The sequence below is a fragment of the Brevibacillus parabrevis genome (assembly GCF_022701015.1).
Classification (GTDB): Bacteria; Bacillota; Bacilli; order Brevibacillales; family Brevibacillaceae; genus Brevibacillus; species Brevibacillus parabrevis.
The window spans coordinates 2,671,381-2,684,088 of the sequence record NZ_CP064090.1 but is presented as its reverse complement, the minus strand read 5'-3'; the positions used below and the strand labels follow the sequence as shown (position 1 = coordinate 2,684,088).

The following is a 12,708-nucleotide window of genomic DNA, read 5'->3' as shown; positions in this document are numbered from 1 at the left end:
ATAGCACTTGAGTTAACTTTAGTAAAGTTTTTTATTAGAGTAAACAAAACTCAAAATCGCTTGCTGATTTCTCCTCCCCCAGTAGCCAATGGCCCAAAAACCCATACGATAGGGAAAGAGCCTTGTTGAAGGAGAGAATCCCCCGTGAGAATTTGTTTTTCCTGCAATCTCATCGAGTTCAAGCCAAAGGGGAACGTCCTGCAATTTTTTATTTTGCTGCGCTCCCTCGACCGCAAAGTGGCGAAGCTTGGGGCAAACGAACGCAAGCGGTACGTGCTCGACTGCGTCCTCCCTTTTCAGTTTCGCAACGGGATGGGCGGCTTTACGTTTGAACACGTCCGCTTTTACAAATCCGACCAGCTCGTCGACGACCTCATTGCCCGCGACCAAAAGCACAACTACGACTTTTTGTTTATCCGCGGCCGCAACGAAGCGTTTCATCTGGTGGAAAAAAAGCCGTCCCTCGGCAAAAAGCTGCTGTATTTGGCCGTCCAGTACAACTTGCGCGATCCGTACATCATGGGCAGGCTGGATCACATCTTTCAGCATTCCCGTGTCGTTTTTTTCCAGACCGAGCCGAACGCCGAGCGCTATCGCCGCTACCAGTTAAGCAAAGCCAAATACGCGGAAAAGGAACTGAACCGCAAAATCCAGGTGCTGCCCCAGTTTGTCGAGCATCAGGAAGACGGGGCGCTCATCCGTCAGCCGGGAGATCCGCTGCACCTGATCTGGGCAGGCGTCATCCGACCGCGCTATGGACTTGCTGTAGCCACCAAAGCGATCCGCCTGATCCGCAAATCGGTTCCGCAGGCGAAGCTGCGCGTCCTTTACCCGTCCATCGTCGGGAGCTATCAAAAGAAAGCGCGGCTTCTGCTGCGCACGCCCGGAGTGGCCGACCACGGGCAAAAATCGATGTGGGCGACGAAAAAAATGATCGTCCAGAGCGGGATCGGCATTGCGCTGCTCTACGACAACACTCCGGACCAAAACCCGTCCCACTCCTACTTGTCGCGGATCATCGAATGCATGGCGCTCGGCGTACCCGTGCTGACGACCCGGACGCTCGGCAATCTCGCTCTGCTCGGAGAAGCGTATCCCCTTTTCGTGCAAGATGCCCACGACATCGCTTTTCATTACGAAAAGCTGCGCAACCCGGCCTATTACGCGGACATGAGCGCGTACGTGCGGTCGCGCGGGGAGCGCTTTCTCGCCGACAACGCCGTCCAGTCTTTCTGGCGCGTCCTGCAAACGGAATTTAGCTACCGCAAATAGCCAAAAGCCAACACGCTCCTTGAGCAGAAGCTGTGTTGGCTTTTGGCGTTATTTCATCATTTTTCCCATGCGATAGGCTGCTTCCATAATGTACGGCGCGTACTGGCTCATTTTTTCCGGTGTCAGACGATTGGACGGGCCAGAAGCCGCAATCGATGCGACAAGCTGCCCGTTGCGGTTGAAGATCGGAACCGCGACCGCCGCTGTCCCAAGCTCCCGTTCCTCCACACTGGTGGCAAATCCTTGTCTTCTGATCTGGTCGAGCTGCTCGATGTACGCTTCCTGATTCACGAAGTCGGGCCAGTTCGGATCGTTCAAGACTTGCTCCAGCACATACGGATCGGCATAAGCCACCAACACCTTGCTGGACGCTCCCACAGCCAGTGGCATGCGCGCCCCGATCGGAGCGACCCGGCGAATCGGTTGTCTGCTCTGCACAGCCTGAATACGTATCCGCTCGTTTCCATCTCGCACATACAGGCTGATTGTTTCTTCGACCAAATCCCGCAATCTCTCCATCTCAGGCAAGAGAAGCGTAGCCGGATCATCGTTATGCGTCAAATTGGCCGAAAGCTCCCAGATTCGAAAGCCCAGCCGGTATTTCTCCGTCTGAACATCACGGATGAGAAAGCCCTTGTTCTCCAGCGTCGCCAGCAGACGATGCACGGTGCTTTTATGCAAGGAAAGGCGACTCGATATCTCACTAAGCCCAAGGTCTGTGGCGTCCGTAAAACAGAGCAGGATATCCAAAGCACGTTCGACAGAGCGAACGTTTGCTTTTTGTTCATCCATTGTTTCTTACCCCTTCTTCCTACTTGGTTCCGTTCGTTTCATCTGATGAAACAAATATGCTACTTTTCAGTATACAAAAATTAAAGGCATAGTAAAGAGCGAATCTTCGCCCTCCCCGCCATATCCTACCTATTTTTTGACAGCAAGGACATTCCCACAAGCGCTGAAACAAGCTGCACATACATTATGAAGAAGCAAAAGACGTTTCATGTTTCGATTGGGGGAATGACCTCTTTGGGCAAAAAAAGCGAGTCCAAGCTTACCAAATACTACGTCTTGCGCGCAAGCTCCACCCTGTCCGGCGCATTGCCGCGCACGCGTCCCTTTTCCAAACGCGCCTTGTACGATTTCCTCGATCGCTACAGCAAAGTGATCGCCAAGCCAGCCGCAGGCAGCGGCGGAGCCGGAGTCATTCTCGTAACCGGACTGGGGCGCAGCAAATACCGCATCCAGCGCGGTGCCAAACGCAAGACCAAGCACAGCAAAAAATCGACCTACAAGTATTTGCGCAAAAAAATTAACAGCCGCTATCTCGTGCAGCGAGGCATCTCTTTGGCTCGCGTCAGCGGATCTTTGTTTGACGTCAGAGTCATGGTGCAGCGAAAAAGCGGTCAGCCTTGGGTCGTGACCGGAATGCTTGCCAAAGTGGCCGGACGCGGCTATATCATAACCAACATCAAGCGCAGCGGCGGCAAAGTGCTCCCGCTCTCCACAGCCCTCCACCGCTCGAACATTCGCGGCGCTTCTCCCGCTGCCGTCATCGCCCGCATGCGGCAGGTTGCTCTGCTCGCTGCCCAGCGTCTGTCCCGCTACTATACGAGTCAGCGCGTTTTCGGCCTGGACATGGGCGTCGATGCAAAAGGGCGGGTGTGGATCATTGAAGCAAACTTGCGTCCTGACATCTCACTATTTTTGAAGCTCGCGGACAAAAGCGTGTACAGAACGATCGTTGCCTATCGCGGGCGCAGATAAACCGGGCACAAGCTCCTGATCGGGACGAAATCGTCCGGCGGGGGCTTTGCCTTTTTTGAGCACGCCTTGCCTTGATCTTGTTCGACCAGGAAAAGGCAAAAGAAAAGGGGCACATCCCCTTCGTCTGCGCGAGACGTTCGGGACAGCCCCCTGCTATTATCACCGTGATTTTAGAAATCGAAGTTGTCCGGGTCTGGCCCAAAGCGCTTGTTCTCGTTCAACGCACTGATTTTGTCCACGTCTTCCGCGCTCAACGCAAAATCAAAGACGTCGGCATTTTGCTCAATCCGAGCAGGCGTGATCGATTTCGGGATTGTGACGACCCCGTTTTGCAAATCCCAACGAATGACGATTTGCGCAGGCGATTTGCCGTATTTTTGTCCCAGTTCCACCAGCAGCGGATGATCGAGGTTTCCTTGCATCAGCGGGCTCCACGCCTCCAGCTGGATAGCGCGATCCTTGCAGTACGCATGCAGCTCCTTTTGCGTGAGCAGCGGATGGTATTCGACCTGGTTGACAACCGGCGTAATTTCGCTGTGCTTGCGCAGCTCTTCCAGATGGTGAATGTGGAAATTGCTCACGCCGATCGCGCGCACGTAGCCGTCCCGATACAGCTTTTCCAAGGCTCTCCACGTGTCCACGAACTTGTCTTTTACCGGCCAGTGGACCAGGTACAAATCAAGCGTGTCGAGCTTCAGCTTTTTCATGCTCACGTCAAAAGCTTTGAGCGTCGACTCATAGCCTTGATCCGCATTCCAAACCTTTGTCGTGATGAACAGCTGATCGCGATCGATTCCCGCCTGACGGATACCTTCTGCTACGCCTTCCTCGTTGCCGTAGACAGCTGCCGTGTCCACACTGCGGTAACCCGCCTCAATAGCCGAGCGGACTGCCACTGTTTCGTTGCCTTCCTTTGCTTTCCAGACACCCAGGCCCAACCAAGGCATTTCCACTCCGTTGTTCAAAACGGAACGATCCGTGATTTTTGTTGCCATCCGATCTCCTCCCGACTAACGCTGTTTATGTACTTACATTAAGAAAGTATATCACAGGTTGGTCGATCGGAAAACTTGTCTCATACAAGCTGGCAAAAAGCCCACCTTTTAGTACAACCGATTTTTATAGCTATCCTGCAATCCCTCAGCCACTTCTTTCGCCCCTAAACCGGGCAGCTTCACATGATCCGCGATCATTTTGGCGATATCCGGGGTCGTTCCAGCCTCAGGCCACGTGTCCGGCTTCCACAGCCCGGAGCGCATGAACGCCTTGGCGCAATGGGCGTAACATTCTTCCACTTGCACGCCGATTCCATGCGTCGGCACCTTGCCTTTGACCGCCATTTTCTCCAAAATATCCTGATCCTGGATGATGCACGCCCGACCGTTGATCCGCAGCGTTTCTTCCAAGGTCGGAATCAAAAAAATCAGGCCGATGTGCGGATTCACGAGGATGTTGGTGATCGAATCCATCCGCTTGTTGCCCGGGCGCTCCGGGATAACCAGATGGTGGTCGTCGACGATGTGCACGAAGCCTGGAGCATCGCCGCGCGGGGATGCGTCACAGTTTCCTTTTTCGTCGGCAGTCGAGATAATCAAAAAAGGCGACTGGGCTATATAATTGCGGCAATGGTCGTCCAGTTGGGTAATCACCTTGTTTTGCACCAGACGGCTCGGCTCTCCGAAAATTTCCCGCAATTGGGTTTCCGATGTGATTACTTCACGAAATATTCCGAATCCTGACATGATAGCACCTCTTTTTCCTTTTGTGGAAAAGCTCTCCCCTTCATCATACCATAACGATCGGCGGACAAGTCCGGGGATTTGCTTTGCTCACTGCCGGAAGCCTTCGACGAATTGCTGAATGTACTGCACCGACTGGACATTCAAGAAGCGATCTTCAATCAGCAGCGGCAAAAAACGCGCCTGCCTTTTCAAATAAGCACCGACGATGCTGGTGCAGACAATCAGCTCGGGCTTGGCCGCCAGCACTTCATCCAGGGATGAGGGGTACTCCATCGTGCCGACCAAAAGCTCCAGATGAGTCATCCCGGCATTCATAATCGACTGGCGGAAATTGTGCGCGCCCTCCCAGGTCGTGCCCCCGATTCCGACCAGGCTTCCGGGCGGCAATTGCTGAAGCTCGCGGATCGACTGGAGATTGGAATCCAACAGGCAGCCGATGACGATCGGCACGTTGTCTCCTTCCAGACGATCCAGCCATTTTTGCACTTCTTCTATATGCAAAAACGTCGTGACGACGAGATCGTAGTAGCCGTTCACGATGCTTGTGGCAAACTGGTCCAAGTCTTTGATCAGGCATGGCTTCACCGTGTAGCCTGTCGCTTTTTCCAGCTCGACTGCGTACTCCTGCACTTGCACGACATTGCACTCGGCAAACAGGATCGCTGGCTTCGTCCTTTCCTCCCGCTTGAAGCTGGCCGGATGTCCCGGCTTTCCTGAAACGGGCGGTGAAACAGCGGCATCCTTCTGCTGCTCTCGCGAAGAAATGCCACTCGCAGCGGGCAATCCGCTTTTTCTCGGGAGCGGGTCCGCAACCACTGCTTCGCCATCGTTTCCAATCGTGACGTAGCCCTCTGCTTTCAGCGCCTCGTACGCCTTTTGCACGGTATCCTGATTCAGCCGCAAAAAGCCGGATAGCGCACGGACTGCTGGCAATGTTTCGCGTGGCTGATAAATTCGTTGTTCCATCAAACTTTTTAGCTGCTCTTTCAATTGAACAGAGACAGAGATCGAGGATGAATCATGGACAGGCATCTGCATCAAATCACCCCAAGGAAACGGTATCGCAGTAATATTCTGTCATCTTACAATAGGTCAATCGGACAAAGCAAGTGCCAGATGCAGGGCAGCTTCGCATCTGGCACTTCTTTTTGAGATCAGGCTTTTGTTACGGCTTTTGTGGAAATTCGCCTTCCAGACAAATGATATAGTGAACACCCAAAAACGGCTGTCGATTGTTGTGCGGCATTCCTTCACCCGCAACTGAAATCGCGGCTTGGCTGAAAGGAGTCTGCTCCGAAGCGTTCGGCGCTCCATAGGCAAAGACACGTCCTCTGCCTTCCGTGTTCGCCCAGATCATCCCGTCCGGATTGTTCGTCGTCGGCTTTTCCGCTGCATTGGGAATGTGCGTATGCGCAGGCATCTCCTGAATCGTCAGTCCGACCTCGCTGCTCCCGCCCTGCTCGCCAATCGTGCGCGGCGTCAAATCCGGCGCTGCTCCATGGTGCATAGGTGCCGCCCCTTGCAAATTAGGCAGAGCAAAGGTGTTTATGCCATCTCCGCCAAATCTCGTGCCCAGGATGGCGTACAGAGCGGTATTCTGCCGAATTTGCATTAAGGCTCCATCGCAAAAAGCCCAGCCTCTTGGAGCGAACTTTCCTGTAAAAATGCGAATTTCCCCGTAATAGGCTTCCATTCGTTTTCCTCCTCTATCAATCGCGGCTCGGATATACTCCTTGGGTGGCAATGCAGTAATTGAACACCTGATACGGCTGCATGTTATAGTGCGGCTGGCCCCCGCCCGTTGTGAGCAGAGCATCCTGGCGCATCGTCGCATTAGGCTGGGCAGCAAATGCCTGATAATCCGTCTTGGCCCATACGTTCGCAACTGCTTTTTCCGTTACGCCCGTTGTGACAAGAGGCTTGGCCACGTGCTGATGCTGCGGCATTTCGCGAACCGTCAGAGCATGGACCTCCTCACCGCCAGCTTGTCCATACCCCACGCCATTTCCGACATGCACAGGCACTCTGCCCCGCAAATCCGGCAAGGCAAACGTCGTTTTTCCGTCCCCTCCGTAGGTTGTTCCGATAATGGAGTACAGCGCCTGATTTTGGTTGATCGGCAAAATCTGCCCATCGCACAGCGCCCATCCTCTCATCGGAAAAGGAAAAGCAAAGGCGCGAATTTCGCCGACATACGGTTCTGACATGATCGTCAACCTCCAGTGGTTAATAGTTTCCTTATGATTGCGGTGGATAATAGCCTTGCGTGGCAATAATGAAGCTGATTACGGTAAACGGCATCATGTTGGAATGCGGCTGGTTTCCGCCCTCAAATGTTACAGAGCCTGGGCTCATCTGGATTGCGGCGGGATTTTGCGAGAATTGCACGATTCGTTTTGCCCATACGTGCTGGCCCGGCTCGATTTCTGTGCCTTCTGCTGACGACACGTTGACCGTGTGGGTGTGGATCGGCAATTGGTTTGTCTGCAGGTGTACCGTCTCTGTTCCCCCTTTTGCCCCGATAGAAAAGGTTGTTTGCGTACGCGGATTTTTTCCCTGATGGACGGGAACCCGCCCACGCAAATCAGGAAGGCCAAACGTAGTCATGCCATCGCCGCCATAGGTCGTCCCAATCAGGTTGAACAATGCATCATTTTCCGCGATGCTGAGCAATTGACCGTTGCAAAAGGCCCAGCCTACTGGCGCAAATTCTCCGGCAAACATTCTGATTTCTCCCAAAATTGATTCCATCTTTGTCGCTGCCTCCTTGATTGCTTGTGGCGGATCAGAAAAAGCGCACATCCTATTGCGAAAGGGCCAGCTAAATCATCCAGCTGGCACCTCTCTCCTGTTGCTTGCTACTGCCTGACCTCTACTGTGATTTTGGCTGTCTTGCCTTTGTAGGTGACCGTAATCGCAGTTCTTCCGGCTTGTTTGGCGACCACATTTCCGTCGACTACTTCCGCAATCTCGGGGTCCTCGACCGCCCATTCCACTTCTTCTGCAATGAGATCTGTATAGCTTTTGCTGTATGTTCCGATCAAAGTAATCGGCTTTTCCTGACCTTCTTTCAGACGCACATACGAAGGAGCAGCCTCCAAGCGAACCGGGATTTTCTCCTCTACAACCATGAGGCGAACCCGGAATTTGCTCTTGTCCACTTTTCCGGAAATTACCGCGGTACCAGTCGCTTTGGCGATCAGCTTGCCTTCTTCTGTTACCTCCACGACTTCAGGATCGGAGGATATCCAGTTTGCCTGCTCGGTAATATCTTCGGTCTCGTCACCGTCCAGCATGACAAGCTCCAGCTGCCGCTCCTCGTCTACTTCCAGCACGCCTTCGCTGCGAGTCAGCAGCTTGATTCTGGCGTCTGTACCGCTTGCAATCGTAACGGGGATGTGCAGCTCTTGCCCTTCATACGAAACCGTGATTATGTCTTTGCCCGTTTTGCTGCCTGCCTGAATCTCGCCCGCTGTCACCGTGACAAGATCGTTTTCGGTGGAATACTCTACCGCTTCATCCGTGGTGATGTCGACCTTTTTAGCGCCATCCACCTTGAAGATTTGGAAGCTTTGCCGCTCTTTGGGCTTCAGGCGAAATGCTTTTTGTGATGCCTGCAAAACGTCAGAAACAGTTGCCTTGACGGTTACGTCCGCCGTTGCGGTATAGCCGCCGTCTGCCGTTGTGACGGTGATGCGCGCGGTACCAGGTGCTACGGCCACGACCTTGCCTTGCTCATTCACTTCTGCTACGGCACGATCGCTGCTCTCCCACTTGACCCGCTTGTCAGTCGCATTTTCCGGCTGAATCACGGCCTTCAGTTCGTGCGTCTCGCCAGCTTTTAGCACCAACTGGCGAACGTCCAGCTCCACACCCGTTACCTTGACCGCGCTTGGCGGCTGATAGACAGACAGCCTGATCTGCGCTTCCAGCTCGGTCGTGTTATGCGCTTCGTCGCGCAGTTGCAGCAGCACCTTTTTCATGCCATTGCCATACGCGAGCCGCCAAGACGTGCTTGCAGCGACCTGTTGCCAATCGCTCCAGCCCTCGTTTTCATTGGCAAAACGCATTTCTACCGTCCCTAGCGAGTCCGTGGCGGTTACATTCAGCGTCACGTAGACGGAGCTGGATGTTTGCGCGCCGCTGTTGATGGCAAACGTGCCTTGCGGAGCAGTCTTGTCAATCGTAAAGGCAATCCGTGTGACATGGCTCGCGGCATCCGTGACGACAAGCTCATGCTCGCCTTCACTGCTTACGGTCGTTCCGCTGGTAAACGGCTGACCGTCGAGGGTTGCCGTCCCTTCGTTGAACGTAATCTGCACATCGTCTTTGTAGCTTTTGCCGTTCTCCACGCCCAAAACGACAGGCGCTTCCATATCAAGCTCGATGTTGGCGGAGACGTCGGCTACATTGCCCGCCTTGTCACGCATCTGCATGTGGACGATTTTTTGCCCGTCGTTAGCAGAAAGCATCCACGTCTGTGTCGGAACCGCATCGTTCCAGGCGCTCCATGCATTACTTTCGTTGGCGAAGCGAACCTGGACAGGTCCATTGGCATCAGTAGCGGTGACAGTCAGATTGACCGTTTGATCCTGCGTCACGCTGGCCCCTCCATTAATGCTGAGCGACCCTGACGGCAAGGTTGTGTCCAACGTAATTTCATCTTGCATGTTCGCGATGTAACCCGATTTGTGCAGCAATTTCACATAGACGGTTTTGACACCGTCACCGACTGACAATTGCCACGCTTTTGTTAGTGCAAAAGGTTCTGGCACGCTCCATGTAGTACCGTCCATCGAGAAAGACATGCTTGTGTCAGCTGCACTTTTGCTTGTTGTCACGTGCAAGGTCACGTCTCGCGAGGTGGTGAACGGCGCATCTTCATTGATCGAGAAGGCGCCAAACAGCGGCGTCTTGTCGATGGAGAAGACGACGATCGTCTTGTTTCCGGCTTCGTCTGTCACGACAAGCGTGTAGTTTCCTTGCTCCGTGACAGTCGTGCCGCTCGCGAATGGCGCGCCGTTCAGCGTAGCTGTTCCTTCCGAGAAAGTAATCAGCCTGTCTGAGTTGTACACGCCCTCATCGTCAACGCCTGTTACGACAGGAGCAGTCGCATCGAGAGTAATTGACTTTTGCAGGTCAAGCACGTTGCCAGCACGATCGCGTATTTGCAAAAATACCGTCTTCGCGCCATCCCCGTCTGACAAAGTCCACGATTTTGTCTCCTGTACCGCTTCCCATCCAGACCAATCGCCGCTGCCTGTCGGAGAAAAGCGCATTTGCAACTGATCGTCGGCATCGGCGTATTGCAGCTTCAGTGCCACCTGCTTCGCGTTTGTCGCACTCGCGCCGTCATTGATCGTGAAGCTTCCGGTCGGAGCCGTCTGGTCGACGATGACGGTCGCTTCCAATGTAGCGGTATTCCCTGCTGCATCTGTTATGTTTGCCGTGACTCGCTTCTCTCCGTCTCCGGGAGCAAGCGTCCATGTCTTCGTGCTTGCGTACGGCTCTGGCAAACTCCAGTTGGCCCCGTCATTGGAATAGACAGTGGTCATGGAAGTCAAATCCGTCACGTTCAACTGCAAGCTGACTTGCGATTGATTCGTGTGAGTGTCGCCATTGCCGATCGTCATCGTTCCTTGCGGCTTCGTCTGATCCACGGTAAAAGACAGCGTTGTGACATTGCCCGCCTCGTCTGTGACGACAAGCGTGTAAGCCCCGTCTTGGGAGATCGTATCCCCGCCGCTGAAAGGCTGGCCGTTCAGCAAAGCTGTTCCTTCCGAAAACTGAACCGTAACAGCCTGCTTGGAAATCTGGTTCGCCGCAACTCCTGTCACGACTGGCGGAACCGTGTCCAGCAAAATGCTCGCTGATTTGCTCGTTTCATGCCCGGCCTGATCGCGGAATTTGGCGTAGACGGTTTTGGTGCCGTCGCCATTCGTGAGCGTCCAGGACATTTCCGGTTGCACCGGCTGCCAGCCGTCCGCGAACACGCCGTCAGTGTTGGACAGGCTCACCTCTACCGGCCCGTTAGCGTCTGTCGCTTCGAACAACAGCTTCACTGCTGCCGTGGAAGTCGCCGTATTGCCCGCATTCGTGCCTTTAATGGACATGGTGGCTACCGGAGGAACCGTATCCAGCATGATGCTGTCAGAATATTGCTGCTCATGCCCTTCGCCATCCTTGAGCTTCATGTACACGGTCTTGTTTCCGTCTCCAGCAGCCAGTTGCCATGCTTTGGTGGCGGCAAGCTGCTCCCAAGTAGACCAAGTCGTTCCGTCATTGGAAAAGCTCATCTGGATTTGTCCACTTCCCGCGCCGTCTGTACCCGTGATCGTCAGTGCAACGTCCCGTGTCGTCGTGAACGTCTTGCCGTTTTCGATCACAAGCGTTCCCGTCGGAGGAGTTGTGTCCAGAAAAAAGCGAATGGTCGTCGTATTGCCGGCCATATCTGTCACGACCAATGTATGGTCGCCATCTGCCGTTACCGTTCCGCCGCCGACAAATACAGCGCCGTCCAATGTCGCTGTTCCTTCGTTGAATGTGATTGTCACTGCTTGCGAGTAGGAGCCGTTATTGCTCACTCCAGATACCACAGGAGGTGTCGTATCCAGCGTGATATTGGCGCTCGCGGAAATTTGGTTGTGAGCCTCGTCACGCGCCTGCATATAGACGGTCTTCGCTCCGTCGCCCGCAGTCAGCGCCCAGTTATAGGAGGTAGCCGCACTGTAAGGCTTCCAGTCCTCCGTCCACTGATCGGACGCATTGGAAAAACGCACCTCTAACGGCTTGCCCGTATCGGGGTCGACAACGGTTGCCTGCAGATTAACCTGACTGGAACCGGTGGCCAGCATTCCGCCATTGATTTTCAGCTCGGCAGAGGTAGGCGGCTCCTGCACATCCTCGATTTGAATGGTAAAAGCTTTGGTGAATGAGCCTCCCGACGGATCGCTTACCTTGATCGAGACGGAATAGCTGCTTTTCGCTTCGTAGTCAAACGATTGCGTTGTGTACAAATTGTTGTCAACCAGCTTGAAGGCGCTTTGATCGCCCCCTGCGAGCTCGAAGGTCAAATTCCCTTGGTCTTCGCTGTCAGGGTCTGTCGCGCTCAATGTTCCGACCAGCGTGTTCGGTGGCAGATTTTCTTTTACGGATTGTTTGCTGAGTGAAATGTCTGTCGGTGGGGAGTTATCGACATACTTGATTTCGAGTCTGGGAAGCAAAGGTGAGTTGTTGGAAGCTTTGTCGTAAAAAAGGACTTGTACTTGCGCATTTGGGATAGGCGGAGCGGTTTGAGCACCCTTTAGCACAAAGCTCGCCACTTTGTCGTTCGATTGGAGCTTGATGTAATCAGTCACATCAAAAGACACCCAGCTGTCCTTTTGCAAACTCGAGCCGGACGCGGGAGCTTTTCCAAGGGCAGTGCCGGTAGCAGGCAAGGTCATGTCCAACTGCGACCAGGAGTCATTGTCCACTCCATACAGGTCGAGAAAAGGCTCGCCCCCTGTCCTGTCCACTTTGGTCAGGTAAAGCTTCAATTGGGCAGATTCGATCTTTCGGCCAAAGTCCACCTTGTCTGGCCCCAAATGAAACTTCATTGCAGCATTCGAAGGTCCAAAAGCAGCGTCATACCCGACAAATACACGATTGTTTCCTCCTAGGCCATCTGCTTCCCCGTACGGATACGCACCCATAGGATCTACAAAAAAATCTTCATCGACAACGATTTGAAACGGATCTTCTACCTTGGCTACGGCAACACGCTCAGGCAACACCATCGGCTGCACCAGCGAAAAAACCAACAACATGGACAACAGCCTTGAAAGCATCTTTTTCATATCGGCCTCTCCATTCCTCCTTTCGCAAATAGTAAAAATGGCTCATTCCCTCGTCTTCTGCTGACTTTCTTCCGTCATGGATAACCCAAGAA

General features: G+C 53.8%; 10 protein-coding genes. 2 read left to right on the top strand and 8 right to left on the bottom strand.

Annotation, left to right across the window (positions count from 1 at the left end; all coding sequences use genetic code 11):
• The first annotated feature begins 144 nt into the window (after window positions 1-144).
• A complete protein-coding gene (locus IRJ17_RS12670; protein WP_242774929.1) occupies window positions 145-1,272 on the top strand; it encodes a glycosyltransferase family protein in 1,128 nt (375 codons plus the stop codon).
• A gap of 48 nt (window positions 1,273-1,320) precedes the next feature.
• Here IRJ17_RS12670 and IRJ17_RS12665 read toward each other — a convergent pair whose 3' ends face one another.
• Window positions 1,321-2,064: an IclR family transcriptional regulator gene (locus IRJ17_RS12665; RefSeq protein WP_122963980.1), complete on the bottom strand. Its 744-nt coding sequence runs from the start codon at window positions 2,062-2,064 to the stop codon at window positions 1,321-1,323.
• A gap of 186 nt (window positions 2,065-2,250) precedes the next feature.
• Between IRJ17_RS12665 and IRJ17_RS12660 the strand changes: the two genes are divergently transcribed.
• Window positions 2,251-3,036 (top strand): YheC/YheD family protein, encoded by a 786-nt coding sequence (locus IRJ17_RS12660; protein ID WP_242774925.1) that lies wholly within the window; start codon window positions 2,251-2,253, stop codon window positions 3,034-3,036.
• Window positions 3,037-3,206: 170 nt separating this feature from the next.
• Here IRJ17_RS12660 and IRJ17_RS12655 read toward each other — a convergent pair whose 3' ends face one another.
• From IRJ17_RS12655 to IRJ17_RS12625, 7 genes are all read right to left on the bottom strand, one after another.
• Window positions 3,207-4,031 carry an aldo/keto reductase gene (locus IRJ17_RS12655; protein ID WP_242774922.1) on the bottom strand — a complete coding sequence of 275 codons (825 nt, stop codon included), beginning with the start codon at window positions 4,029-4,031 and terminating at the stop codon, window positions 3,207-3,209.
• A gap of 108 nt (window positions 4,032-4,139) precedes the next feature.
• Window positions 4,140-4,778, bottom strand: a complete 639-nt coding sequence (locus tag IRJ17_RS12650) for a pyridoxamine 5'-phosphate oxidase family protein (protein WP_173596885.1) — start codon at window positions 4,776-4,778, stop codon at window positions 4,140-4,142.
• Window positions 4,779-4,865: 87 nt separating this feature from the next.
• Window positions 4,866-5,810: a GntR family transcriptional regulator gene (locus tag IRJ17_RS12645; RefSeq protein WP_242774919.1), complete on the bottom strand. Its 945-nt coding sequence runs from the start codon at window positions 5,808-5,810 to the stop codon at window positions 4,866-4,868.
• A 133-nt stretch (window positions 5,811-5,943) separates the two neighbouring features.
• Entirely contained in the window at window positions 5,944-6,471 is a 528-nt protein-coding gene (locus IRJ17_RS12640) for a phage tail protein (protein WP_122963975.1), read from the bottom strand.
• 16 nt (window positions 6,472-6,487) lie between these two features.
• Window positions 6,488-6,985, bottom strand: coding sequence for a phage tail protein (locus IRJ17_RS12635; RefSeq protein WP_173596883.1), 498 nt, complete (start codon window positions 6,983-6,985; stop codon window positions 6,488-6,490).
• Between the two features lie 31 nt (window positions 6,986-7,016).
• Complete coding sequence (locus tag IRJ17_RS12630; RefSeq protein ID WP_122963973.1) at window positions 7,017-7,529, bottom strand: phage tail protein; 513 nt, start codon at window positions 7,527-7,529, stop codon at window positions 7,017-7,019.
• Between the two features lie 107 nt (window positions 7,530-7,636).
• A complete protein-coding gene (locus IRJ17_RS12625; protein WP_242774916.1) occupies window positions 7,637-12,616 on the bottom strand; it encodes an Ig-like domain-containing protein in 4,980 nt (1,659 codons plus the stop codon).
• Between the last annotated feature and the right edge of the window lie 92 nt (window positions 12,617-12,708).